31 protein-coding genes are annotated in these 25,891 nt (G+C 33.9%); 9 read left to right on the forward strand and 22 right to left on the reverse strand.

Annotated elements, in window-relative coordinates; all coding sequences use genetic code 11:
• Positions 1 to 3: 3 nt before the first annotated feature.
• The gene (locus tag EGX96_RS01540) at positions 4 to 726 is read right to left on the reverse strand and encodes a pseudouridine synthase (protein ID WP_001234927.1); all 723 of its coding nucleotides are present in this window, start codon (positions 724 to 726) and stop codon (positions 4 to 6) included.
• A 190-nt stretch (positions 727 to 916) separates the two neighbouring features.
• Positions 917 to 1,759, reverse strand: a complete 843-nt coding sequence (locus EGX96_RS01545) for an aldo/keto reductase (RefSeq protein ID WP_000451355.1) — start codon at positions 1,757 to 1,759, stop codon at positions 917 to 919.
• Between the two features lie 266 nt (positions 1,760 to 2,025).
• Between EGX96_RS01545 and EGX96_RS01550 the strand changes: the two genes are divergently transcribed.
• The 4 genes from EGX96_RS01550 to EGX96_RS01565 all read left to right on the forward strand — a co-directional run bounded on the left by EGX96_RS01550 (position 2,026) and on the right by EGX96_RS01565 (position 5,752).
• Positions 2,026 to 2,700 carry an NAD(P)H-dependent oxidoreductase gene (locus tag EGX96_RS01550; protein ID WP_000159251.1) on the forward strand — a complete coding sequence of 225 codons (675 nt, stop codon included), beginning with the start codon at positions 2,026 to 2,028 and terminating at the stop codon, positions 2,698 to 2,700.
• An 87-nt stretch (positions 2,701 to 2,787) separates the two neighbouring features.
• Positions 2,788 to 3,180 carry a lactoylglutathione lyase gene (gene gloA, locus EGX96_RS01555; RefSeq protein WP_001116199.1) on the forward strand — a complete coding sequence of 131 codons (393 nt, stop codon included), beginning with the start codon at positions 2,788 to 2,790 and terminating at the stop codon, positions 3,178 to 3,180.
• A 128-nt stretch (positions 3,181 to 3,308) separates the two neighbouring features.
• The gene (locus EGX96_RS01560) at positions 3,309 to 4,235 is read left to right on the forward strand and encodes a glycosyltransferase family 2 protein (protein ID WP_001196763.1); all 927 of its coding nucleotides are present in this window, start codon (positions 3,309 to 3,311) and stop codon (positions 4,233 to 4,235) included.
• 128 nt (positions 4,236 to 4,363) lie between these two features.
• A complete protein-coding gene (locus EGX96_RS01565) occupies positions 4,364 to 5,752 on the forward strand; it encodes an amino acid permease (RefSeq protein WP_000042126.1) in 1,389 nt (462 codons plus the stop codon).
• Positions 5,753 to 5,835: 83 nt separating this feature from the next.
• Here EGX96_RS01565 and smpB read toward each other — a convergent pair whose 3' ends face one another.
• The 10 genes from smpB to rgg2 all read right to left on the reverse strand — a co-directional run bounded on the left by smpB (position 5,836) and on the right by rgg2 (position 15,478).
• Positions 5,836 to 6,303: an SsrA-binding protein SmpB gene (gene smpB, locus EGX96_RS01570; protein ID WP_000238455.1), complete on the reverse strand. Its 468-nt coding sequence runs from the start codon at positions 6,301 to 6,303 to the stop codon at positions 5,836 to 5,838.
• 2 nt (positions 6,304 to 6,305) lie between these two features.
• Complete coding sequence (gene rnr, locus EGX96_RS01575; RefSeq protein ID WP_123957808.1) at positions 6,306 to 8,711, reverse strand: ribonuclease R; 2,406 nt, start codon at positions 8,709 to 8,711, stop codon at positions 6,306 to 6,308.
• A 112-nt stretch (positions 8,712 to 8,823) separates the two neighbouring features.
• Positions 8,824 to 9,060, reverse strand: a complete 237-nt coding sequence (secG, locus tag EGX96_RS01580) for a preprotein translocase subunit SecG (RefSeq protein WP_000282513.1) — start codon at positions 9,058 to 9,060, stop codon at positions 8,824 to 8,826.
• A gap of 46 nt (positions 9,061 to 9,106) precedes the next feature.
• Positions 9,107 to 9,253, reverse strand: a complete 147-nt coding sequence (gene rpmG / locus EGX96_RS01585) for a 50S ribosomal protein L33 (protein WP_001873241.1) — start codon at positions 9,251 to 9,253, stop codon at positions 9,107 to 9,109.
• Positions 9,250 to 10,419, reverse strand: coding sequence for a multidrug efflux MFS transporter (locus tag EGX96_RS01590; protein WP_000312381.1), 1,170 nt, complete (start codon positions 10,417 to 10,419; stop codon positions 9,250 to 9,252). Before EGX96_RS01590 ends, rpmG begins: the two co-directional genes overlap by 4 nt.
• 195 nt (positions 10,420 to 10,614) lie before the next feature.
• On the reverse strand, positions 10,615 to 12,261 hold the full coding sequence (locus tag EGX96_RS01595; protein WP_000200922.1) for a hypothetical protein: 1,647 nt from the start codon (positions 12,259 to 12,261) through the stop codon (positions 10,615 to 10,617).
• Complete coding sequence (locus EGX96_RS01600; protein WP_000424353.1) at positions 12,251 to 12,952, reverse strand: ABC transporter ATP-binding protein; 702 nt, start codon at positions 12,950 to 12,952, stop codon at positions 12,251 to 12,253. The genes EGX96_RS01595 and EGX96_RS01600 overlap by 11 nt, the downstream gene beginning before the upstream one ends.
• 123 nt (positions 12,953 to 13,075) lie before the next feature.
• On the reverse strand, positions 13,076 to 13,669 hold the full coding sequence (gene coaE, locus EGX96_RS01605; protein ID WP_000930246.1) for a dephospho-CoA kinase: 594 nt from the start codon (positions 13,667 to 13,669) through the stop codon (positions 13,076 to 13,078).
• Positions 13,660 to 14,481: a DNA-formamidopyrimidine glycosylase gene (mutM, locus tag EGX96_RS01610; RefSeq protein WP_001114602.1), complete on the reverse strand. Its 822-nt coding sequence runs from the start codon at positions 14,479 to 14,481 to the stop codon at positions 13,660 to 13,662. The genes coaE and mutM overlap by 10 nt, the downstream gene beginning before the upstream one ends.
• Positions 14,482 to 14,629: 148 nt before the next feature.
• Complete coding sequence (gene rgg2, locus EGX96_RS01615) at positions 14,630 to 15,478, reverse strand: quorum-sensing system transcriptional regulator Rgg2 (RefSeq protein ID WP_000410032.1); 849 nt, start codon at positions 15,476 to 15,478, stop codon at positions 14,630 to 14,632.
• Between the two features lie 87 nt (positions 15,479 to 15,565).
• On the opposite strand from rgg2, the gene shp2 reads away from it, so the two are divergent.
• The 3 genes from shp2 to EGX96_RS01625 are packed head-to-tail and all read left to right on the forward strand — an operon-like array spanning position 15,566 to position 17,499.
• Positions 15,566 to 15,634 carry a peptide pheromone SHP2 gene (gene shp2, locus EGX96_RS11065; protein WP_132833258.1) on the forward strand — a complete coding sequence of 23 codons (69 nt, stop codon included), beginning with the start codon at positions 15,566 to 15,568 and terminating at the stop codon, positions 15,632 to 15,634.
• Positions 15,635 to 15,694: 60 nt separating this feature from the next.
• The gene (locus EGX96_RS01620; RefSeq protein WP_000694240.1) at positions 15,695 to 17,287 is read left to right on the forward strand and encodes a transglutaminase domain-containing protein; all 1,593 of its coding nucleotides are present in this window, start codon (positions 15,695 to 15,697) and stop codon (positions 17,285 to 17,287) included.
• Between the two features lie 35 nt (positions 17,288 to 17,322).
• Positions 17,323 to 17,499: a hypothetical protein gene (locus tag EGX96_RS01625; RefSeq protein ID WP_000039430.1), complete on the forward strand. Its 177-nt coding sequence runs from the start codon at positions 17,323 to 17,325 to the stop codon at positions 17,497 to 17,499.
• Positions 17,500 to 17,549: 50 nt separating this feature from the next.
• On the opposite strand, the gene EGX96_RS01630 is transcribed toward EGX96_RS01625, so the two are convergent.
• The gene (locus tag EGX96_RS01630) at positions 17,550 to 17,744 is read right to left on the reverse strand and encodes a hypothetical protein (RefSeq protein WP_001876109.1); all 195 of its coding nucleotides are present in this window, start codon (positions 17,742 to 17,744) and stop codon (positions 17,550 to 17,552) included.
• Here EGX96_RS01630 and EGX96_RS01635 point away from each other — a divergent pair.
• Positions 17,743 to 17,937 carry a hypothetical protein gene (locus tag EGX96_RS01635; protein WP_000606014.1) on the forward strand — a complete coding sequence of 65 codons (195 nt, stop codon included), beginning with the start codon at positions 17,743 to 17,745 and terminating at the stop codon, positions 17,935 to 17,937. The genes EGX96_RS01630 and EGX96_RS01635 overlap by 2 nt on opposite strands.
• A gap of 338 nt (positions 17,938 to 18,275) precedes the next feature.
• On the opposite strand, the gene EGX96_RS01645 is transcribed toward EGX96_RS01635, so the two are convergent.
• The 8 genes from EGX96_RS01645 to EGX96_RS01695 form a co-directional block, all read right to left on the reverse strand.
• The gene (locus tag EGX96_RS01645; protein ID WP_011058359.1) at positions 18,276 to 18,521 is read right to left on the reverse strand and encodes a CPBP family intramembrane glutamic endopeptidase; all 246 of its coding nucleotides are present in this window, start codon (positions 18,519 to 18,521) and stop codon (positions 18,276 to 18,278) included.
• Positions 18,522 to 18,548: 27 nt separating this feature from the next.
• Entirely contained in the window at positions 18,549 to 18,800 is a 252-nt protein-coding gene (locus EGX96_RS01650; protein WP_000973012.1) for a hypothetical protein, read from the reverse strand.
• A 459-nt stretch (positions 18,801 to 19,259) separates the two neighbouring features.
• Positions 19,260 to 19,661, reverse strand: a complete 402-nt coding sequence (locus EGX96_RS01660; protein ID WP_000551536.1) for a hypothetical protein — start codon at positions 19,659 to 19,661, stop codon at positions 19,260 to 19,262.
• 236 nt (positions 19,662 to 19,897) lie between these two features.
• The gene (gene era, locus EGX96_RS01665; protein WP_000143288.1) at positions 19,898 to 20,797 is read right to left on the reverse strand and encodes a GTPase Era; all 900 of its coding nucleotides are present in this window, start codon (positions 20,795 to 20,797) and stop codon (positions 19,898 to 19,900) included.
• A gap of 41 nt (positions 20,798 to 20,838) precedes the next feature.
• The gene (gene dagK, locus EGX96_RS01670) at positions 20,839 to 21,237 is read right to left on the reverse strand and encodes a diacylglycerol kinase (protein WP_000365222.1); all 399 of its coding nucleotides are present in this window, start codon (positions 21,235 to 21,237) and stop codon (positions 20,839 to 20,841) included.
• Positions 21,218 to 21,715 (reverse strand): rRNA maturation RNase YbeY, encoded by a 498-nt coding sequence (gene ybeY / locus EGX96_RS01675; protein WP_001867191.1) that lies wholly within the window; start codon positions 21,713 to 21,715, stop codon positions 21,218 to 21,220. The genes dagK and ybeY overlap by 20 nt, the downstream gene beginning before the upstream one ends.
• Before the next feature lie 394 nt (positions 21,716 to 22,109).
• Positions 22,110 to 22,916: a class I SAM-dependent methyltransferase gene (locus tag EGX96_RS01680; protein ID WP_000705140.1), complete on the reverse strand. Its 807-nt coding sequence runs from the start codon at positions 22,914 to 22,916 to the stop codon at positions 22,110 to 22,112.
• Between the two features lie 321 nt (positions 22,917 to 23,237).
• Positions 23,238 to 23,714, reverse strand: coding sequence for an NUDIX hydrolase (locus EGX96_RS01695; protein ID WP_000806807.1), 477 nt, complete (start codon positions 23,712 to 23,714; stop codon positions 23,238 to 23,240).
• A 191-nt stretch (positions 23,715 to 23,905) separates the two neighbouring features.
• Here EGX96_RS01695 and EGX96_RS01700 point away from each other — a divergent pair, with 191 nt between their 5' ends.
• Positions 23,906 to 24,709, forward strand: a complete 804-nt coding sequence (locus tag EGX96_RS01700) for a DUF4037 domain-containing protein (protein WP_000349559.1) — start codon at positions 23,906 to 23,908, stop codon at positions 24,707 to 24,709.
• A 90-nt stretch (positions 24,710 to 24,799) separates the two neighbouring features.
• Here EGX96_RS01700 and EGX96_RS01705 read toward each other — a convergent pair whose 3' ends face one another.
• Positions 24,800 to 25,786, reverse strand: coding sequence for a PhoH family protein (locus EGX96_RS01705; RefSeq protein ID WP_001158916.1), 987 nt, complete (start codon positions 25,784 to 25,786; stop codon positions 24,800 to 24,802).
• Positions 25,787 to 25,891: the final 105 nt, after the last annotated feature.

Raw genomic sequence — 25,891 nt, forward strand, 5'->3', positions numbered from 1 at the left:
ATATTATTGCATATATTTTTCTAATTTTTCTATTTCTTTTATTGTTAGCCGTCTCCATTGTCCACTTTCTAGCTGTTTATCTAATTGTAGATTTCCCATCCTTAGACGCTTTAGCTCTAAGACTTCCTTACCACACGCAGCAACCATACGTTTAACTTGATGGAATTTTCCTTCCTTAATGGTGATTTTAACAAGACTCTGCTTCTTCACCTGATTTACTTCCACAATTTCTAATAATGCTGGTAAACAAGTAAAATCTTTCAGAATAATCCCTTTATCAAATGCCAAAATATCGTCTTCTGTCATTATCCCTGAGATTTTTACCTCATAGCATTTATCAACGTGTTTTTTAGGTGATAACATTTTATGCGCTAATTCCCCATTATTAGTTAATAACAAAAGGCCTGTTGTATCAATATCTAAACGCCCCACTGGGAAAACAGCTTTATCTCGAGCAGTTTTGTCTAGCAAATCTAACACGGTTTTATGCGAAGGATCATCCGTTGCTGATATAACACCTTTGGGTTTATGAAGCATATAATAAACAAACTTTTCATATGACACTAGAGTTCCATTATATTTAATCTCATCTCTATATTCATCTACCTGTACTTTTGGAGATGTCTCGCTATTACCATTAACACTAATCTGCTTTTTTTTCAATATTAATTTGACTTGAGTACGTGAACCAAGTCCGCATTCTACTAAAAATTTATCAAGTCTCATTTAGATGTTATAACCTCTTTCGATAATGATATATTGTAAAGGATTTTTCCATACTCATCCTTTATTACTACTTTTCTAGTAATACTATCATTAATATATTCTCCTCGTCAATGGAGGTCTTAATGGTTTTCTTAACTTTAAGGAACTATCCCACATAAAAAAGATGGAAATACATTTCCATCTTTTCTTATTAAAATGAGACATTATCTGGATCTTTGGGTTTAATACCTGAATCTAGTTGTATTAAGGTAGCAATATCATCTTCGTTTAATTGAAAATCAAAAATATCAAGGTTTGCTTCAATATTTTTGGGAGTCGCTGACTTAGGTAATGGTAAAAAGCCATTATCAAGTGACCAGCGAAGAGCTACTTGCGCAACTGATTTACCATATTTTTCAGCAATAGCTTTTATAGATTCATTTTCAAAAATAGCACCTGTTCCAAATGGACTGTAAGCTTCTAATAAGATATCATTTCCTTTACAGAAGCGAACCAAATCCTCTTGAGCACAACCTGGTGCTAGGATAATTTGATTAACCATAGGTTTTATTTCGGCAGTTTCAAATAAAGCCTCTAAGTGATGTTTCATGAAATTCGAAACACCAATAGCTTTTACCTTTCCTTCTTTATAAGCTTCTTCCATCGCTTTCCAAGTGCCTGCATTCCCAGCTTTCCACGCATCATTTTCACGAAGAGCTTTTGGATTTGGCCAATGAATCAAAAGAAGATCAATATAATCAACACCTAATTTCTGCAGAGATTCATCAATAGAAGCTTTGGCTAAATGATAGTCATGTTTGTCATTCCAAATCTTAGTTGTCAAAAAGATACTTTCTCTTGCCAAACCACTGTCTCTTATAGCACGTCCAACACTATGTTCATTACCATAAATCTGAGCAGTATCAATATGAGTATAACCAACTTTTAAAGCATGAGTCACTGCCTTATAAGCTTCTTCACCTTCAGTTAGTTGCCATGTCCCAAAACCAATTTTAGGAATGTTAAGAGTATTCGATAAAGTATATGTTTCCATAACAATCTCCTTTTCTATGTGACAAAAATGAATTTCATAGTGAAAAACATCTATTTTAAACATCTAAATGATAGTTTGATATATGGTATTATCCCCTCCTTATGTAAAATTATATAACTTTCTTCATCAAAACCCTATCATTTTGTTCATTCCCTTTATTTTTCTGACAGTCATTAGAATTTTGTAGCTCTACTTTGCTACGATATCGCCTGCTGAGATTTTTTCTAAATTGTGATATGATAGCATTAATAACAGGAGGATCTAAAATGACAAAAGAAGATATCAAAAAACAAGTTCGAAGAGCTTTTGATTTTCGTATGGCGATTCGTGTTTATAATAATAATGATATTCCTAAAGAAGATATGGAGTATATTTTAGATACTGCTTGGTTGAGTCCTTCTTCAGTCGGTTTAGAAGGCTGGCGATTTTTGGTACTAGATAGACAAACAATTGCAAAATTTCGAGATAAACTTAAGGAAGTTGCTTGGGGAGCACAATATCAACTAGATACTGCTAGTCACTTTGTTTTACTACTAGCTGAAAAAGGTGCTTATTATAACGCTGATAGCATGATTAACAGTCTCATTCGACGTGGTCTAGGTGATCCAGCTGCCCTTGAGAGTAGGATACCTCTCTACAAATCCTTCCAAGAAAACGATATGAAAATTGATTCTGAACGTTCTCTTTGGGATTGGACAGCAAAACAAACTTATATCGCACTCGGTAATATGATGACGGCTGCTGCTATGATCGGCGTAGATTCATGCCCAATTGAAGGATTTGACTATGAAAAGGTCAATAATATCCTTAGTAAAGAAGGATTAATAGACGATAAGAAAGAAGCTATTTCTTGTATGGTTTCATTTGGTTATCGTTTGCGTGAACCTAAACATTCCCGTGCTAGGAAAGAACGCCAAGAAGTCATTACTTGGGTTGAGTAAATAGACAGCCTAATTTATAATCAATATTTTTGAAAAGACAATTTTATTTTGACATAATACGTCTAATAAAGAAATAGGAGAGAGACTATGCCATTTTTACATACTTGTATTCGCGTTAAAGATTTGGACGCCTCAATTGCTTTTTATCAAGAAGCACTTGGTTTTAAGGAAGTTCGTCGTAATGACTTTCCTGAAAATCAATTTACTTTAGTCTATATGGCCCTAGAGGACGACCCTAGTTACGAATTAGAGTTAACCTATAACTATGATCACGAAGCTTATGATTTAGGAAATGGGTATGGTCATATTGCTGTTGGTGTAGACGATTTGGAAACTACTTATGATGCCCATCAGAAAGCAGGTTACTCTGTAACAAAAATTTCTGGATTACCAGGTAAACCTAATATGTTCTACTTTATTCAAGATCCAGATGGCTATAAAATTGAAGTTATTCGACTCAGTCAATTTAAAGCTGACTAATAACATCTCATCATATTAAGTTAAGGACTGAGGCAAAAACCTAGTCCTTTTTATGATTACCTTATAATCTTTCTATTTTTTCCCATATTATGTTAAAATTTAAGCAAGAATGATACGGAGAATTACAAATGGCTTTATTATCAGTTATTGTCCCTTGTTATAATGAACAAGAGACTGTCTCAACTTTTTTAACAGAAATCAAAAAAGTTGAATCCGAAATGGCTCGTTACACCCATTTTGAATACATTTTCGTAAACGATGGTTCTACTGATCGTACACTCGAACTTCTTAAGAAAGCAGCTAAACAATTTGACAATGTTCATTACCTTTCATTTTCACGCCATTTTGGTAAAGATGCTGCTTTATTGGCTGGTTTAGAACATACTACTGGTGATTTTATCACTGTTATGGATGTTGACTTGCAAGATCCACCCACTTTATTACCAGAAATGTACCTAAAACTTCAAGAAGGTTATGATATTGTCGCTACAAGGCGAAAAGATCGTAAAGGGGAGCCGTTGATACGCTCTCTTTTTGCCAAGCTTTTTTATAAATTAATCAATCAAGTGTCAGATACTAAAATGGTTGATGGTGCGCGTGATTTTCGTCTCATGACAAAACAAGTTGTTGACAGTATTCTCGAGCTAAATGAAGTGAATCGCTTCTCAAAAGGGATTTTTTCCTGGATTGGATATGATGTCGCTTATATTAGTTATGAGAATCGAGAACGAATTGCGGGTAAGACCTCATGGAGTTTCTTTAATCTCTTAAAATACTCTCTAGACGGTTTCATCAACTTCTCAGAAATTCCATTAGCTATAGCTACCTGGATTGGAACCCTTAGTTCAGTACTATCACTTTTAGCTATCATTTTTATTATAATTCGAAAATTACTATTTGGGGATCCCGTTTCAGGTTGGGCAAGCACAGTTACCATTGTACTTTTTATGGGTGGTATTCAGTTATTGTCGCTAGGAATTATAGGCAAATACATCTCTAAGATTTTCCTAGAAACTAAAAAACGCCCAGTCTATATTGTCAAGGAAGAGGGATGAATTGAAATCTCTTAGCTCACTTAGCTAGGAGATTTTATCATAGAAAAATATTGTATAGTAATTATTGCGAATTTTGCAAAAAAATTATATAATAAAGGAGTTTTTCAAAAATAGATGGAGTATTTATAATGTCAAAAAATAATAATGACCACACTCAAAAATCTGAGAATGGTATGGTACGCGGCCTAGAAAATCGTCACGTACAGTTAATTGCGATTGCAGGGACAATCGGAACTGGGCTTTTTCTTGGTGCAGGTCGTTCAATTAGCCTGACGGGTCCTTCAATAGTTCTTGTCTATGCTATCACTGGCGCTTTCATGTTCTTCATGATGCGTGCTATTGGAGAGATGCTTTATCAAGATCCAAATCAGCATACTTTTATTAATTTCATTACCAAATATTTAGGACCCGGTTGGGGATTTTTCTCAACACTTTCTTATTGGATTTCCCTAATATTTATCGGTATGGCAGAGATTACAGCCGTAGGAGAGTATGTTCAATTTTGGTTCCCTGAATGGCCATCCTGGATTATCCAAATTGTTTTTTTAGCTATCCTAAGTTCTATCAACTTAATTGCTGTAAAAGCATTCGGAGAAACCGAGTTTTGGTTTGCTATGATAAAAGTTATTGCAATTCTTGGTTTAATAGCAACCGGTATCTTTATGGTATTGACAAACTTTGACACCGGTCACGGATACCATGCTTCAATCTCAAATATCACCAATCATTTTGAATGGTTCCCTAAAGGTAAATTGAATTTCTTCATGGCTTTCCAAATGGTATTCTTTGCTTATTTAGCTATTGAATTTGTCGGAGTAACAACTTCTGAAACAGCTAATCCACGTAAAGTTTTACCAAAAGCAATCCAAGAAATTCCGATGCGTATTATTTTATTCTACGCAGGTTCATTATTAGCAATTATGGCCATCTTCCCATGGCAACAGTTACCAGTTAATGAGTCACCTTTCGTTACAGTATTCAAACTAGCTGGGATTAAGTGGGCTGCCGCTTTGATTAACTTTGTTGTCCTAACGTCTGCAGCATCTGCTCTTAATTCTACTTTGTACTCAACAGGGCGTCATTTATTCCAATTGGCTAATGAATCACCAAATGCTCTTACAAAAGCGTTAAAATTAGACCAATTATCTCGTCAAAGCGTTCCAAGTCGAGCTATTATTGCATCAGCTGTAATCGTTGGAGCTTCAGCACTTATCAGTGTTTTACCTGGTATTTCAGATGCCTTCTCCTTAATTACTGCATCATCTTCTGGTGTTTACATTTCTATCTATGTTCTTATTATGATTGCACATTGGAAATATCGTAAATCACCTGATTTTATGGAAGATGGTTATAAAATGCCTGCCTACAAAATCCTTTCACCAATCACACTTCTCTTCTTCCTCTTTGTATTCGTTTCTCTCTTCTTGCAAGATTCAACATACATCGGGGCTATTGGAGCAACCATCTGGATTATTGGATTTGGTTTATATAGTCACTTCAAACATAAATCACATTAAGTCTATATTATTAGTGAAGTTGGTCAATCAACTTCACTTTTTTCGTCCAAAAAAGGTTAGGCAATTGCCTAACCTTTTGATAATCATCGTGAATTATAGTTTTTTAACTGACGGGCAATATCACGGTTTTGCTCACGACGTTTGATAGACTCTCGCTTATCATAATCATGTTTTCCTTTTGCCAAACCCAATAGAACTTTAGCAAAACCATCTTTTAAGTAAACTTTTAGAGGTACCAGAGTCATACCAGTCCCTTTCAGTTCATTTGATATTTTTTCAATCTCACGTTTTTTTAGTAATAACTTTCGTGTACGATCAGGATCTTGATTCCATATGTTACCTTGATCATATGGTGTAATATGAACATTAATCAACCACGCTTCACCATTTTTTATTTGTGCATGTCCATCTTTCAATGTAATACGCGCTGCGCGGACACTTTTGATTTCTGTTCCTGTCAAAACAATTCCTGCTTCTATTGTTTCAACGATAGTATAGTCGTGATGCGCTTTTTTATTTTGTGCTACAACGTTTCCTTGACCTTTAACCATACTTAACCTTTCTTAGATTTCCGTTTCTGACCTTTCTTAGCAACGCCTTTATAGAAAGGTTTTTTCGTTTTTTTCTTGGTTGAACCTGTTGTTCTATCGTCTTTATGATGATGTGATTTGCTATCCGAGTTCCTTTTGGGGTTTCGAGATGCTTTTTTCTTAGATGTATTTTTATTCTTATTATCACGATCAGAAATTCTATGCTGATGTTCTCGTTTAGAACTTCTATTAGGACGACCCTCACGCGAACTTTTACTTACCTTTTCAACAATATCAAAATCTGATGGTAAATAATCAAAATCGATATCACCAGTTTCCTTATCAGAACGAATCAACTTAACCTTAATTTGTTGACCAACACGGAAAACTTTCCCAGATTTCTCACCTTGAAGCGTCAGCGTACGTTCATTAAAGTGATAATATTCAGGCAAGGTCGTTACGTGAATCAATCCTTCAATAGTATTTGGTAATTCTACAAACATACCAAATTTAACAACGCTTGCAACCACACCTTCAAATTCCTCACCAACATATTCTTCCATATATTCGGCTTTCTTCATTGCCTCTACAATACGTTCAGCATCAATGGCACGTCTCTCAAGACTAGACGTTTGAGTTGCAATTTCTGGGATAAGGTTAGCAAAATGATCAGCTTTATCCATCGCTTTATCATCATAATCACGAATCATACGATGAACTAACAAGTCTGGATAACGTCGAATGGGGCTAGTAAAGTGAGTGTAATATTCCGCAGCAAGTCCATAATGTCCATGGTTGTGTTCAGAATATCTAGCTTGTTGCATCGAGCGCAATAACATCATAGATAACACTTCACTTCCTGGCTGCCCTTGTACTTTTTTCATAAAGTCCTGTAAAGCAGATTGGGTGATTTTAGTTGCTGTTCCTTGAATCTGAACACCGAAAACAGAAGCATAATCGATGAATTTTTGTAATTTTTCAGCTTTAGGCTCTTCGTGTATACGATAAATAAATGGCAGTTTTAGACGAGCATAATGTTCAGCAACCGTTTCATTTGCCGCCAACATAAATGACTCAATCATGCGTTCAGCAATGCCTCTGTTGCGAATAACAATATCAACTGGCATTCCCTTATCATTAACCATAATTTTTGCTTCAGATGTGTCAAAATTCAGCGCTCCACGACGCGTACGCATAGCTTCCAAAGTATGGTGTAAAGTGACCATATGCTGTACTGAGGACACAATAGACTCATATTCTGAGCAGATTTCCTCATCGCCAGCAATAATATCATTTACAGCGGTATAAGTCATACGATAAGTGGTATTAATCACTGACTGTGTAATTTGATGATTAACAACTCTCCCATTTTGGTCAATTTCCATAATACAAGACTGCGTTAAACGATCAAGATTTGGATTTAATGAACATATACCGTTAGATAGACGCTCTGGTAACATTGGTACAACGCGATCTGTGACATATACGGACGTACCACGACTAAGTGCTTCACGATTTAAGGCAGAGCCTTCAGTAACGTAGTATGATACATCTGCGATATGAACTCCAAGTTCAAAATGACCATTATCCAGTAATTTAATATGCACAGCATCGTCTAAATCTTTGGCGTCCGCTCCATCAATAGTGAAAGTGACCTCTTGACGTAAATCAACACGCCCAATTAAATCTTTCTCCGTTGGAGCATCTGGGATAGCATTGGCTTCTGCAATAACGTCCTCAGGAAATTCTGAGACGATATCCATACTTTCCAAGACTTCTAAAACATCAATACCAACATCTCCTTGATGTCCAACGATATCACGAACACTTGCTACGAAGTAATCATGTCCTCGTGTCGGATATTTATCAATATCTACTTTGATAATTTCTGTTCCGTCTAAAACGACCGGTTCTTTGCGTATATAAATCTTTTGATTGATTTTTTGATTTTTCGATTTGATATATCCTGCGTATTTAGGGCGCTCATCGTCTAAGACAAACTTACCAACAAGCGTCTTTAAACTACGTTCAACAATATTAACAACACGCACTTCTGCTGCAGTCCCGTTAAGACGGTCCGCTGGTTTCTTTACAACAGCTTCTACCGTGTCACCATCAATAGCATAAGCAATATCGTTTTTTCCGATAAACATATCATCTTCGTCTTGGTCAATACTAAGAAAACCAAATCCTGCTTTATTTGCTCTAAAAAGACCCCTTACTGTGATTTCCTTTTTCTTAGCTTCTTTCTTTTGAAGAGAAAGACTTCCATTATCGTCAAATCTTAATTGCCTGTGGCTCTCCAAATTTGAGATTGTTTTGATTAATTTTGGAAATGCTTTTGCGCCTGCCATATCTAGGGCAGCAGCTAAATCATTAACGCTGGTTTTACCGTGTTCTTCCAAATATTTTATAATTTTTTCTTTCATTATTTCCTTTTCTAGTAACTTTAGTCACTTTATTATTACTCTACAACCATTCTACTAACAAAAAGTGAGGTTGGGCTATCCCCCATCCTCACTTATCTGTATTTAGCTATCATTAATGACTTGATAAAATAGATAATACTAAGCCGATTAGTAGCCAGAAAAAGACTAAAACACCTGTAAAACGTTGCATAAAAGCTTCAAATCCTCGAGCTTTACTACGTTCAAAAAGGGCTTCAGAACCGCTACTATCAAAAACATTACTACTTGGATTCTTTTGTGGTTGCATGAAAATTGAGATAATCAATAATACTGATAAAACAAGTAGAATGGTGAGTAATAGGTTATACATATTAATTCCTCCACTATGGTCAAAGTACATTCTAACATAAAACTTATTAAGATTCAATATGTAGTGTTACTTTTCTCTCCTTTGGGCAATACTTTGGAACCTCGATTTTATCGGGATGATTACTTTTATTCTTACTGGTTAAATAATTCTTACTACCACAAGAGCTACACTTTAAATTAATTTTAACTCTCACACAATTTCCTTAACTCTAATATATTTTCTAAAATTAATAAAACACCAAACAAAATTAGCTAAAACGATGAAGCTAGTCACAAAGAAAACCCATCGGAATCCTAAATGAATAGAAACTGCTGAACCGACAAAAGGACCTAATACTTGTCCTAAATTGCTAAACATTTGGTTATAACTGAAAATCCTTGATAAACCTTGTCTTGGAGCAATTTTAGTCAAGATTGAATTAATACTCGGCATCAAGGCACCTGTTCCAAAACCATACAGGAATCTAATAACCCCTAGCTGTAATGAAGTCTGTGCCAATGAACATAAGACATACATGAGGAAACTATACAGTAGAGCTAATAATAGCAAACGATGATTGCCTATGCGATCCCCGATTCTTCCTAGCTTTGGACTACTCAGAATACTAGAGAATCCCATACCAGAAACAATTAATCCGGAAACAAACATCAAGTTTTCAGTCTGTCCTAAATGACGAATGTAAAGTGTTAAAATAGGTGCAATTGATTGTGCAGAAATTTGAATAATCATGCTTGTTACAAACAGCCCTATTAAAATTTGTAAGCTTTTAACGCTTTTGAACACTTCTGTAGTTGGCATGGTTTCTTCGTTAGAAATGGGTTTGAAATCTTCCTTTACCATAAAAATGGTCATTAAAGTAGATATTAACAATATGGTTCCCACTAATAAAAAAACTTCCCTAATACCAAACCACTCTGCTAAAAGTCCCCCTAAAAGTGGACCAATTAACATACCTCCAGTCACTCCTGTCGCTAAGGTTCCTAAGGCATATCCTGATTCCTCTTGAGGAGCTTGACTTGCTATCAAAGCTGTAGAGTTAGGTACATAGCCTGCAAAAATGCCGTTTAATATACGTAAAATCAGAAGTCCTGTAACACTATGAATGAAAGCAAGACCTCCCATAGTAAAAGTCATCATCAACCCTGCTCTTACCATCATCGGTTTTCTACCATATTTATCAGCTAAGCGCCCCCATAATGGGGCAACTAAAGCTGAAGACAAGGCTGATAAGGATACTGATAGGCCTGCATACCACTCTACTTTGTTGCTAGGTGCTCCTAATTGTTCTACATATAATACCATAAAAGGCATAACAAGTGAAAAGCTTGCCCCAGTAAAAAAATTACCGAGCCAAGCCACTTTTAAATTTTGCTTCCAGTTAACCGTTTCAACTGAGATAAAACATCATCTTCTTTCTAAACTTTTCTACCACTAACTATCTTAGCAGTTTTATTGAGATTTAACATCTATTTGAGATGTTATTTCCATTATAATTTCCTTTATGTAACTAAACCTATGTTATCACATGCCTCTGTTATTATACCACAATTAAAATTAACTTTTTAAACGGAAAGTTTTTGGAGCAAATACTACAACTGCTAAATAGCCAATAATTAAAATAACAACTATAATTCCTAGGCTTACTAATAATATTGGCATCGTTATAGATTTAGTAAAGGTAAATAGCTTATATCCCATATAGTATATAATAAAGGTTAAAATATTATACATAGCACTCTTTGATTTTAATCCTTCTGTAAAAGGCTGTAAGAAGAAATAAAGATACAAAAAGTAAAAACTAAATAAAATCATTGATATAGCTTGTGTAATTACTAATATGATAATCTGATCAATCTTAGGGGTGAAAAAATTAAAATAATAGGTTCCAAAACATATGTTTAAAGCTACAAAAATGGGGAAATTAAGTTTTATACTATAAAGGAAACGTATTTTTAAGGTTGCTAAGATATTTTCTCTTTCACGATAGAAATTATATCTTAATAATGGACGATCCAAATGATAGAAACAAAATTTTGAATAGGATTCACCGATATATATTAGATATCCTGGAACTGCACTCAAAAATAGGAATTTTGAAAAACTATGCTCATTCATCGGAATATTTATCTTTTCTTTAAAAAATAGCAGGAAAAGGAGTTCTATTCCAAACAGAACACTTAAAACAGCTAAACGTACCAAAATTTTCCTTTGCAAGTATATACTCATCCGTTTTAAAAAGATAGCGTTTAAATATGAAATACCTGATAAATTTTCAAATAGCAGGGGAGAAAGTTCACTGACATTTATATCCCTATCTTTCATTTCAATCCCAAGCAGCTCTATATTATCAATCTTTGCAATTTTCTCCTTCATCGTCTCATGCGTTAGGGTAAGGTAGGTCAAGTGGTTAAGTTTAGAATAAGTTTTTAATCGATAGTAACTAACTAACCATATGATAAGTCCTGCAATACCGGTGTACCATGAAAAAAATGGATATGGAGAGAACTGTTTGCCAAGAAGAAGGAAAAAGAGAGAAAGGAAGACTCCTATACCAATCCCTAAGTAAAATAAAATATTTAGTAAAGACTCTGGATTCTCTTGGTCTTTACCTCTACCATATAAAGGTAAACAGAGCACCTTGATTCCAAGGCGACTACCTGCTAAAAATAAAGCAAAAGTCAAACCATGCCAAAAAGCAAAGTGATTTAAATGGAAAAATATGCCAAAGCTCAAACTTCTAAAAAATAGTTCACTACTGGCTTCTAAAAGTTCAGCGGATTGGAAATACCTCGATGGCTCAATTCTGAAAAGGCGAATCATATGAGTTTGTTGCATATCATTAGGTTCTATAAGTTTTATATAGAAATTTATGACAATTAAAAGAGAGGTAATCACCATCAATGTTAAAGTTAGGGTAAAACCTTCTTGCGGTAAAATATTTAACTGCTTCATGCCACTTCTAACAAAAAATGATAAAACATAACAATATAGTACGTAACCTATGGAACGACCAAAACCTCTTAAGAAAAAGAAAATGATACGAATAAATAGTACTACACCTTTTATATCATCGGTTTTAAACCATCGGTTAGGGATTTTTCTTCCCAACCAGGGGATTTTCTGAAGGTAATATAAAAAACTATTATAAGCTCTAGCACTATCAATCTGTAATATAGACCATATTAATGCTTTACTTGTCATATTCATCTCCCTTCAACACTTGAAGAAGACGCTCTTCGAATTGTTCATGTTTACGATCAATATCTAATGTTTGGAGTTTTCCTTTGTCTAATACAGCCACAATATCACATAGATCTTCTGCTAAGGCCATTATATGAGTTGATAATATAATAATATGATCCTCACTTAATTCCAACAAAAGGCGTTTTATTGCAATACTTGATACAACATCAACTGCAGTCAGTGGCTCATCTAGTAAAATTACTTTTGGCTTAGAAATCATCAGGCAAATTAATGAGAGCTTACTCTTCATTCCATCAGAATATCCTTTGATAATTCTATGACGCTCTGTTTGTCCTATTTCCATAAAATCTAAATAATCATCTATTGTCATTAAATCATCTGAAGGATGTAAATCCATGTAAAATTTTACAAATTCATACCCTGTTAAAAATTCTGGAAGGTAGTTTTCGGAATAAACAATACCAATATCCTTATCGGTAAGAGGATACTCGTGATTATCCTTCAATAAACAAATGGTCCCGTTGTCAGCTGCAAGATCCCCATAAAGTATATTAAATAAAGTTGTTTTCCCAGCACCATTCCTACCTAAGACCCCTGTTATTTTACCTGAATAAAATCGGTAACTTGCTCCTCTCAAGACCTCTGTTTCCTGAAACCGCTTACGAATATCTCTAATTACTAACTCCATAAAAACTCCTTTGAAAGTAAACCTTTTATATCATTGTACTATTACTGTGGTTTAATCGCAAGTTTTTTAAAACTAGTGTAATAAAGACAAAAAATGGATAAATACATTATCCATTTAGTAGTTCTATAAACGTTGAAGAGCATCCAATATTTGCTCTTTTAAAGTTATTAAATCACCATTATTGTCAATAATAAGACTAGCGAAACTTTTTTTATCTGTTAAAGGCATTTGGTGTGAAAGTCGTAATTCTGCTTCTTCTCGACTGTAGTTGTTACGGGCCATTAATCGTTGTAATTGTTTTTCTTTATCAACAAATACCAACCAAATCTCATCAAACCATTTTATATACTTTTCTTCAATCAATAAAGGAATATCCATGAAAAATATCTCTTCTGTTTGTTTTAATTGGTCGCGCTGACATGCTAACTCTTGACGAATGATACTATTTTGTAGCCTAGCTGATGTCTTCATATTGTCTGGATTAGCAAAAATCATTTGAGAAAGCTTTGGTCTATCCAACTCACCATCAGCATCAAGTATCTCGGGACCCAACCATTCTAATAAAGCTTGGTAAAGTTTCCCACCCTTAGCTTGCAATTTATGAACCACTTGATCCGCATCTATGACTTTAAAACCTGATTCTCGTATTATTTTTGTTACCGTTGACTTTCCAGAAGCTATCCCTCCTGTCAGTCCTATTATTTTTGTCATAAGCATTGACACCGAGGGCAATAATGCGTCCCTCTCCCTCCTACTTTTATCTTCTTAATTAAACAACCACACCTTGGACACGGTTGCCCAGTTTTACCATAGACCTGTAAATACTTTTGCATCGTACCGTCCTCTCCAAGAGCATTCTTATATGTTCTAATCGTGGAGCCACCTTTTTCGATGCCTAAAGTTAAAATGCGAATAATTTCCTTGTGTAATAAGCTTGTTTCAGATTCGGTCAATTGATTAGCCAAACGCTGTGGGTGAATTTTTGCTGCCCACAAGACTTCATCTACGTAAATATTTCCAAGTCCTGCTACTAATCTCTGATCTAATAGTAAAGGTTTTATTGGCTTTTTGGAGTTTGCTAAGCCTTTTGAAAAAGGCTCAAATTGAAATGTGTCAGCAGTTGGCTCAGGACCTAATTTTTTTTGAGTAAAATAATCTTTGAGAGATGATTTACGAACCAACTCAAATGTCCCAAATTTACGGACATCTTGGTAAACCAATGTGCTGCCATTAGTCAATTTGAAATAAAGGTGAAAATGTTTGTTATCTGGTACTTTATTTGGGAAGAGTAGATATTTTCCTTCCATGCGTAAATGTGATACCATAACCATTTCACCAAAATCAAAAAGAAGATACTTCCCTCGTCTCAATACCTGTTGAATTGTTTTTCCTGGTAGACTTATCATAAAGTCATTCAAATCAGTTTTCACCATTTTAGGGACTTTAATCGTTATAGAAGCTATTTCTTGATTAACTACAAGTCTTTCTAGTCCTTTTCTAACGGTTTCTACTTCTGGTAATTCTGGCATAAATATATAGTCTAAAAATCAATAGTCATTGCTTAGAGCAATAATTTCCAAACGTTCTTGATGTCACCTGACCATTCGATTTCTATTTTCCTTTCTTATTATCATTTTGAGACAAAAGCTTTAAAAATTACTCATAAACTTGCACTCATTAGCATTCTTTATTATTGCCAAGTACTTTTTGACAATAATGTTCATTATAAGTATTGTAAAATGAATCTTCACCTAAATATTTAAAAATCTGTAAAGCTTTCCTCATATCTTCTTTTCCTGAAGAAGTATCACCAAGTTTTAAATGATAGTATCCAGTTACATATAAGAAAACAGTTTTTTCATAGAAATTAACTTCATCCTGTAACAATGATCTAACCTTATCAATTAAGTAGTGGCTATGCTCAAAGTAAGAGTGATCAATGCTGATGATTAGACAATTAATTGCTAATTGTGTAACTAGGATTTTATTGGTTTTATTTTGTTCTGAATAAGCAAACGAATTAACCATTTCTTTGGTCAATAAAAATAAAGTATTGTAATTAATGAGACGTGAGCAATTTCCTAAGAGAATAATTTCATAATATCCCCACTGCTCCACCGTAAAAAGATAGTCTGTTAAGCGTGCTAATTCTTCTTGATTAGGCTCTATTGATTGATCAATTGAAAAAATAAGAGCCTTAATCATAATCTTTTCATAGTCTTTATGGTTATGATCCTCTAAGAGAGCCACTAATTTAGTTACATTTTTTTCAGCACAATATTTTCTTACTCGATTTAAAAGGATAAAAAAATGAGTGTGCGCCTTAGAATGAATCGACACAAATTCATCAATAGTGATGTTGAGTTTGTCTAAAATATTAAGCAAACGACTACAAGTAATTTCTGACTCTCCTCTCTCAAACCTTGAGATTTGTGACTTGGATAGGTGCTCATCTGCTAAAGAAGAAATACTAACTTTTTTTCCTTTACGTAATCTTCTTAGTGTTTTTCCTAATTCTTTTTCCATTTTTCCCACTTTCACAACAATTTAAAAGACCCTTTAAATCCATTATATAATACAAGTACAAAATAGAAAATCAGAAAGGAGATAGTCATGAAAAAAATTAACAAAGCTTTGTTGTTCACATTAATCATGGATATCCTAATTATCGTTGGTGGATAAAACTCCCCACAAATGGTTGTTATGGAATCCCATTTTATTTAGTTTATAACAGGAGAACTAATGAAGATTAAAAAAATTATTAGTGGCCTTGCCGCAGCTTTAATTATCAGTTCACTATCAACTATTAACTATGAGGTTAAAGCTGATGACACCACCAGTGAGTATCACTATATCAGTAAGCAAAATAATGAAGAGCAGCTTATTAGTTACATCAAGGAACAACATCGTTTGCTCAATCAATTTGTTGTTGATAATGTCAACTCATTCACTCAACTAAATGCTAATCCAACTATTGAACAGTTAAATAGAGCTATAACATTATTTAAACAAAAAGATGAGCAATTATTTAACCAGGTGAAAGCTGGTCATCTCTCTCCCAGTAACTATAATGCTATCGTTAATCAACGTAATGTCATTAACCAAACTGTTCAAAATCTGATTGACCAAAATCATAATAAGCTTCAGACAAGTCAAAATAAAGCAGCTCAGCTCGTGGGGCAACGTAATCAGGTTGTTAACAAAATTCAAGCTATTTTAGCAACTGTAAACTACAACTCTGTGAATTCTATACAAGAAGCTGAAAATTTATTTCATTCACTCAGAAATCAAATTGAACCTCTTGTAGCTGAAGTTAATAATTACAAAGCTGCTATGGCAATCCTTCAACAAGAAGTAGATGCCCTATCAACAGCGGCTATTGAAACTGAGACTTCTAAACTTGCTACTCTCAAAGTTAGCGAAAATACTTCTGTTCCTGCAAACAAAGTAGAAGAAAAAACTACTCAATCAGAAGCGTCAGGCAATAAACAAGAAGTAACTAAGAGTGAGGAAAAACAGGCTACCTCTGATGCAAAGGCATCACAGCCTGAGTCAGCTAATATTGCCGATTACGATAGTTTAAAAGAAGTTTTACGAAATAATATTAGCAACCAAGTACCACACATCAGTGTTCAAATGGAGTTTAAAACTCAAGAACAAGTTGACGAATACCAAAAAAATCTCGGAAGCATCATCCGGGAAATTGGAGATACACTTGGAACAGCAACTGAATTCAATGCCAAAAGTAACATTAGCACTTATACTCTTGGTGGACAAATCCAACGCATTATTGTAAAAAGCGACATCACAATCACCTATACTCTTAAAGGTGACATGGTAGGATTACATAAAGAATATAAACAGTTTGTAGATTCTTTTGTCAAAGAAAATATTACTAACAAAAATATCACAAGTGATTATGAAAAAGCTAAAGTAATTCATGACCACTTGGTTAATAATTACACTTACGCGACTGAAGAACTGGCAACCACTCGTGAAACTGCTAGTGGTATCAGTATCCATGCTCCTGAAGCACTCTACAAAGATAAACGTGGTGTTTGTCAAGCCTTTGCAGTAATGTTTAAAGATATGGCTGCTACTGCTGGCTTATCAGTATGGTATGTAACTGGTCAAGCTGGAGGTGGAAATCACGCTTGGAACATTGTTACTATTAATGGCGTTAAATATTATGTTGATACAACATGGGATAATAATATAAAAAGCAATAAATATTTCCTTGTTGGTAAAACAATAATGGATGCTGATCATCTTTTGGATAGTCAATACAATGCATTAGCTAAAGATATTCCAGCTGATCGCCATCAAGGTGCATAACTCAAAAATTGTATTGAGCCTGGAAAGGATATGAAATGTCTAAAAAGACTGATTCAAATTATCTACATTCCAATTGTTCTGACAAGAAAATTTGGAGCGATGAGGCGCCTCTGCAACAGGAGACTATCCCTAAAGACAGAGATTGTGTTATCAAACCTGTCATTACTATGACAGTTGAACATGTGGAAATCCCATTAGATGACCAATCTTAGCTCTCTCCTAAAATAAAAAGGAACACTGCCATTTTTGACAGTGTTCCTTTTTATTTAACCAAAGTGGTTTTCTCATTACTGATATGATTCAAATCATCTACAACTAATTGATCAATCGATTTCATGGTGTATTTCCAAGCTTGCAGTTGAACATGAAAAACAGTCTGTTGGTACATGGTATCATGCATATCGTCAATGACTTTGAAATACCTTATATAATCTGGTTTAATCATTAGGAACAGCATGATCATGAGTGGTCAAAGAGCTACCAGCACCATCCAGAGCGATATAAATATCTTTCATCATATAGAAGCTATTTGTATAAGTAAATCTAACAGTATTGGGCTCCCCGCAATACAAAATCACTTGGGACAGCTGATCCAAAGAGAACGTCTGGGTCTTTTCTTCTCGATAACCTATTCCAAAGCTCCCACTTGAAGTACTTACTGAATCTGTTGCAACAGAAAAACAATCCCTACTACTAGAATAATAGCACCTCTAACTAATAAATGACTCATTCCAACATTAACATCTTTTAACATCATGTTCCTTTCATTATTTTTTATTTAGGAATTCGTCATACTATATTTTCTCATATTTATCTAACAAAAAACTCGTAATTCTATATAAATCATATAAAGTTACGAACTTTATTTAGTTAACAATAAAATAATAACATTTTATTCATTAAAAAAACGAATAACAAAAGAGCCAAAAAGCTCTTTTAAACTGACAAAAATGTCTTAGTAATGTGATTAGTCTCTCAATCTTATTACTTAGAGTAAATCAAGCAAAAATGTTAGAAAATAAAAAATATATGACAAACTATTCCAAACAATATGCTCGCCAATCGAATAATGAATGGATTTTGTATAGTGGTGCAAACTAGCGAAAATCAAACCCATACCAAAATAGACAACAAAGTCGACGACAGATAGACCATGTAAGTGAGACCAGCTAAATAGTATAGAAGATAAGATCACAACCAAGGGACCACTCAGGGAGTTCCCAAATGTTCTCATGACAAACAACCTGAACGTTATCTCTTCTTAAATTGGGGCAATAAGACAGATAGTCAATAATAAGACAACTCGAAAGTAGTGATTGACCTGATTCATATCAGCTATTAATCCCTCCTGGTTTTGCCTTATTGGGAAAAATGTTTTTACTAGTAGTGCCCAGCAAAATAAAACGCTAAAAGCACCTATTGCAAATAGCCATTTTTTGAGGTTAGATGATGACTCTTGGTAGTTACTGATTGGCTCAGTTTTTGTTAGCACATAACTCAACAGAATCATCATTATAAGATTAATGCCAATCCATATACTCCAACTCCACTCTAACCCTATTGATAGTAAACTAATCACCCAATGCCCAAGCAATTGTTATTATTGTGTTGTTGCAACTTTGGCAAAGATGAATATAGCAGGATGGAAAACAGATTGTTTCTGAAACTTCAAAGGTATCTTCTTATCACAAGCTATTATTTGGTTATCTCCATAATTAATCTAAATGGAGCAATATATCGTTTTTCTACTAACTGTTGACAAATAAAAAACTCCCCTTTAAAGTCTGGTAACTTTTCGATTTTTACCAAAAACTTAAGGAGAGTGAGGCAAGAACTAATAGAATCTTATTTAAAGTTTTATGATTGGGAGAACAGAACAACTATCATAATTACTGAAAAATTATGAAAGGCATGGCAAACAACAGATGGTCAAATCCGCTCTGTTGAAAACAAATTTTAAATATAATTCATTTCACTTTCTAAGTTTATTAAACATAGAGTGTTCAGGAGAAATGATACGACCTAATGATAAAATCATTCCTATCGTATAATAAACAACGACAAGGTGTAAATAAAAGTAAATTAATATATCTGATATACTTGTCAAACATCCTTTCATTATAATAAAAGCAACTAAGATAGGAATAAGAATAGTACACTTAATAAATAACCAAAATTGCTTAACAACTTGATACCATGTGAGTACTTCTGTCGTTTGTCTTTGTTTGAAGACAAAAACCAATAGATCAAAGAGAAAACTCCAACAGATAAGTAGTATATTTTTCATTAATGTTAAATCGTAGAAACTACCTATACTAAATAGAATCACTGCAGAAATAATAACAATGCCTAAAAATCTTAATATATTATGCATATCCTCACCTCCTCTACTTTATAGGTAGCAAATATAATCTTGAGTCATGTGCTCTCCTTTATTTAAGAAGGGGCCAACAAGCATGTTTGGCTCCCTTTAATTAATTTGTGAATATAATCTCAAAATTATGACTAGTTGGTTTTATCCTCGTGAATTGCTTTTTCTGTGCGAATCAAGTCTCACGGTGAACTTATCTAACTCTTCCCCACTAACTTGCGGATCTCAAAATAAACTCATTAATACTCTTTTTCATTATAGCCAAAATCAGCTAAATCAAGCTTTTTATCACGCCAGTTTTTCTTGACTTTTACCCAAGTCTCTAGGTAAACTTTATCACCTAACATAAGTTCAATATCACGGCGCGCCATTTTTCCTATTTTCTTGAGCATAGCACCTTGTTTTCCAATGATAATGCCTTTTTGACTATCACGTTCAACCATGATAGTTGCACGAATATGCACTTTATCAGTTTCTTCATCACGTTTCATGGATTCGACAACAACAGCTACTGAGTGAGGAACCTCTTGTTGCGTTAAATGAAGTACCTTCTCACGAACCATTTCTGATACTAAAAATCGTTCCGGATGATCAGTAATCTGATCTTCTGGGAAATATTGGAAACCTTCTTCAAGATTATCAGTCAATAACTTGATTAGGGTTGGCACATTATTTCCTTGAAGGGCAGAAATTGGCACTACTTCTTTAAAATCCATTTGACTACGGAAGTCATCAATCTGTTCCAAAAGTTGGTCTGGATGAACCTTATCAATTTTGTTGATTACTAAAATAACAGGAATCTTGGCAGCCTTAAGACGTTCAATAATCATATCATCGCCTTTGCCTCGCTTTTCATCGGCAGGAACCATGAAAAGAACTGTTTCAACTTCACGTAAAGTACTATAAGCAGATTCAACCATAAAATCACCAAGGGCGGTCTTTGGTTTATGAATTCCTGGGGTATCAATGAAAACAATTTGCTCAGTTTCTGTTGTATAAATCCCCATAATTTTATTACGTGTTGTTTGAGCTTTATCACTCATGATAGCAATTTTTTGTCCCATAACATGGTTTAGGAAGGTTGATTTTCCAACATTTGGACGACCTAAAATTGCTACAAATCCTGACTTAAATGTCATTTCTTTTCTTTCTCCATTCAATTTATTCGTAATACTTCTCATCATAAAAGTAAAGCAAGTATCTTGGGTATAAAAATAATCAATCCCACCAATACGGCAAATAAGGAAACAACTAAAACCGCTCCTGCTGCCATATCTTTAGCATTTTTAGCCAGCATCGAGAAATGGTAATTACTTGCCAAATCAACTACATTTTCAATAGCTGAATTGATAATTTCAAAAGTAATTACCAAAAAAATACTCAATAAAAGAAATAACCACTCCACCATAGATACTTGGAAAGTAAGACCAGCAAGTATTACTAAAATGGCAGAAACCAAATGCTTACGCATATTTCTTTCTTCTTTAAAAGCTGTAAAAATCCCTGTAACAGCAAATTCCATGCTTGATGTTAAGGTGCGATTTTTCCATTTTTTTTGATTATTGTCGTTTAAGTCCATAAGCAGTTAAAATTTCTTCCTGTAAGCTGAACATCTCTTTTTCTTCTTCGGGTGTATAATGATCATAACCGTTAATATGCAAAAAACCATGTACAGCTAAAAAACCCATTTCACGTTCATAAGAGTGACCGTACTCTTCTGCTTGTTCTTTAGCTTTATCAATAGAAATAAAAAGTTCACCAATATAAGAATCAAAATCTTCTAGCATCTCAGCAAGTTCAGGATTTTCAGCCAGATCTTCTTCATCAAAAGAAATATCAACCTCAGGCTTATATTCTAAACTGATAACATCAGTCGGACGATCGGTATCTCGATACTCTAAATTCAATTCATGGCTACGTTCATTAGTGACAAACGTTACAGCCATTTCTTTATTCTCTTTACCTGTTTTTTGTGCTGCAAACTCTAACAAATCAAGAGTTTGCTTTTTGATATCTTCTGAAACTTGTCCAGTTTCATCAATCATTTCAACGTACATCTTATATAGTAAGAACGACCCAAAACGTTTAGAAAAGATAAAGTGTAATGCATAATTCTAAATAATCGACACATCTACTTTCCTAAGTTTTTCACTTTTATCTAAAACTAGTTCTCAAAATAAAAGTGCGTTCTCTTCCTTCCTTCAAGCTATTCTTTCACATCATTATACCATAAGAGTATTAAAAAAGGGAGAGAAAGCTAATAATCACTATTACACACTTATAATCCATTTCAATAAAATTCTGACTTATGAATTAGTATTTACTTCAAAATACAAACTTTAGAGCGCCTAACTTACGTAAAACTAATTCCTAAATAAACAAAGCTACAAATGCTATAACGATTATGACAAATTTACATTTAGAATGTCTCTTTATATAAATAGATTTTTGTTACTTTTTCTCAGATGCTTTATATTCGTACACACCTAAACAATTATTAAATTTACGAATTGTTGGAAGTAAAGAGCGAAGTGTGCCTAACTCAAATTTGCTCATCTCATCTGTAAAGTTAATCAGATTTATTTGCTTTAATTTAGGGTCTAAATCCACAATCTCATGACCATCTGTGATACCAAACTGAAATTCTGTATCCATATACTTTACTGTATCATGTTGCTTTCCTTTATTAATCATTTCCTTATGACACAAATCAAATTGTGCCATAAATTGGCTAAATGAATTTGTCAGGATATGAAGAAAAGTCTCTACGTCATCTTCTTTTAGAAACATTAAAACACCTTCTGACACGATTAGAAAAGGGGCATTTTGGGGATTTACCTCCCGTGTCCAAGTTTCATCTAGGGCTGATTTTGCTATATTAGTAACTCTTTCATGCTCTTCAAAAAATAATTTTCTTATCTCCATAACCTCTGGCAAATCAAGGTTATACCACCTAATTTGTCCATTATCGACTCTTTCAAACCTTGTATCAAGTCCACAACCAATTGAAAGGATTTGACTATTTGGATTTTCTCTAATAAATTTTTTGATTTCTCTATCCATAACGCGAATTCTAGCTAATGTTGCATAAAAAGAAGCTTCTGAATTATCGAATTTATCAAAATCATATTCTATCTGTTCAACAATTGCTAAGGATTTTTGATCATTAAGTATCGGATGTTTAGCCATCGCATCTTTAGCCCTAATATATAAGGTGATTAATAACGTTTCAGCAACGCCGTGTAATGTTATCTTCATTCATCTACTCTCCTTTATGCTATTTTACTTAGAAATTTGGATTTCTAAAACTGGATTTCTTTAAGTATATCATTCCAATACCGTAAGTAAAGCATATCCCCACCATCAAATATTCCATAATTTTCTTTTTCTGTACTTCTTATGCTTTCTAAAAAAACAGTCACTAAATTATTGCAAGCTACTGTTTTTCTTTTTAATAATTATAAAATATACAAATGAGAACTCCTTATTTTCTTAACATTTGTTTCTACAAGAATGCCTAACAACATATCAATAAAAGTTAGAAGTTCTTTAAAGTCACACCTAGTATTTCCCATCCTTTTAACGCCCCATTTGGAATGTTTGTGAAAAATATTCATCTAAAATTAATTGGTGTTGTTCATTTACGATCGTAATATTTTTGACGTCTTCTTTAGAAAAATAGTCCAATTGCAATGTTTCCTCATTATGAAAACCTTCTATATTAACTGGTTTTGGACAGCTTACTTCATAAATAAAACCGACGGTTTGTGCTTTATCGCCATTGGGATAAGAGTCTTGAAAGTTAGTATAAACATTTAACAGTCTGATTGGTTCCACTCTCAATCCAGTTTCTTCGAAAAATTCTCTTTTCAATGTATCTACTGATGACTCACCTAACTCCATACATCCACCAATAATTCCCCAAGAATTCTTATCAGCTCTTAATTGGAGTAAGACACGTCCCTTACCATCTGTCAAAATACCACCAGAATATGTTAAAAAGATAGTCTCATGTCCAACTTTTGACCTAATGTAGGAAATATAATCTTGTTTCATTCTATCACCTTGTTTAAACTAATATGTACGTATTGTAGCATAAAATATCTCCTTTTCAAATCACTCATATACACTTCTTGAATATTAGAACCGTTACCTCTTTTATTAACTTACTATTAATTATTGACTAAAAAGAGATAGCCCTGTAGAATGGAGACACATCAATATTTTACATTTTTAGGAGAGCATTTATGGACCATTTCACAAAACTCTGGCAAGATTTCTCTAAACTTCCAAATGTTGTTGCTATAGCACTCGGAGGCTCACGCTCTGGTGACAGTTTTGACCAATCTTCCGATTATGATTTGTATGTTTATTGTGCAGCAACTCCTGATATCACTAGTCGTAAACGTATCCTTAACAAGCACTGTCATTACATTGAACTTAACAATCATTACTGGGAGCTTGAAGATAATGGTACTTTAAACGACGGAACTGATATTGATATTCTCTATCGTAACATAGATAACTTTTTATCAGACCTAGAAGATGTCGTTGAACACCACAATTCTCGAATTGGATACACTACTTGTTTTTGGCATAACCTCATCAATTGCCAAATACTCTATGATCCTGAAAATCAATTACAATCACTCAAAGAGAGATTCGAAGTTTCTTATCCCAGTCAGTTACAAAAACAAATTATCATTCAAAATCGTAACTTATTAACTGGCAAGCTTCCCTCTTACGATAAACAAATTATAAAAGCCCTTAAACGCCAAGACTTTGTTAGTACTCACCATAGAACTACTGCTTTCTTAGATTCCTACTTTGATATTATTTTTGCACTTAATAAGTTGACACATCCTGGCGAAAAAAGAATGATTTCCTATGCTAAGAAGAATGCTACATTGCTTCCTAAACATTTCGAAGAAAATATCATTAAACTATGTCATCACAACTCCAACGAACACACTGTTAAAGAAACATTAAACGATATAATAATGCATCTCGACGTCATGCTTAAAGAAAATTTTCAACACTTTATAGGTTAAGTTGAAGTACACCATCATAAAAACGCCTAAAGCATTAGGCGTTTTTTACATATTGACACACTCTCTAACAACGTCTCCTAGTGGCAAACATCAGTCCTTATCAGATTGTAGCTTGTGACTACTTTCTGAATCTGAATAAGCATTTATTATTTCAGCAACGACAGGGTGTCTTACAACATCCTTTGCTGATAAATGAATAAAGTCAATCTTTTTGATATTTCGTAATTTCTCAACAGCATCAATCAAACCAGATTTAACATTCTTTGGTAAGTCAATTTGGCTAACATCGCCATTTACAATCATTTTAGAATTGAAGCCAAGACGTGTTAGGAACATTTTCATTTGCATTATAGTGGTGTTTTGCGCTTCATCTAATATGACAAATGCATCATCTAAAGTACGACCACGCATGTAAGCCAATGGAGCAATTTCGATGATTTCACGCTCCATTAAGCGACTTGTTTGCTCTTTACCTAAAATTTGATATAGGGCATCATAAACTGGTCTCAAATAAGGATCAACTTTCTCTTTGAGATCTCCAGGCAAGAAACCAAGGCTTTCACCAGCTTCAACCGCTGGTCTCGTTAAGATTATTCGTTTAACTTGACCACGCTTTAGTGCCGTTACTGCTAGAGTGACTGCTAAAAAAGTTTTTCCCGTTCCAGCAGGCCCAATACCAAAAACAACATCATGATTTTTAACGCTATCAACGTATATTTTTTGCCCTAAAGTCTTAACACGGATAGGCTTACCATAGCTATCCTTAATAATTTCTTCCTCATAAAGGGCAACGAATTTATCAATTGAACCATTTTGTGCCATGGATAAGGCTGTTACAACATCTGAAGTATTCACAGTCATCCCGCGGTTAACAAGCACTAATAATGCTTCAATGGTTAACCGAGCGGTTTCTACTGCTTCTTCAGAGTCACCTAATACCTGAACACGTTCAGTTCTAGCATGAATGATAACATCTAAATTTTCTTCGATTAATTTTAAATGGCGCTCATTGCTGCCAAAGAGTGACATCATATCATCTGGATGTTGTAAAGTAATTTCGATAGAGTATTCTTGCAAATTATTCTTCCTTTTCGTACAGTAAGTGACTACATTATAACAAAATTTCATTTTCTTTGGTGATTTTAGTCGTTGTAAAACTAAAAAATCGAGAAAAACAAGTTT

The organism is Streptococcus sp. FDAARGOS_520, assembly GCF_003812685.1.
GTDB classification, from domain to species: domain Bacteria; phylum Bacillota; class Bacilli; order Lactobacillales; family Streptococcaceae; genus Streptococcus; species Streptococcus agalactiae.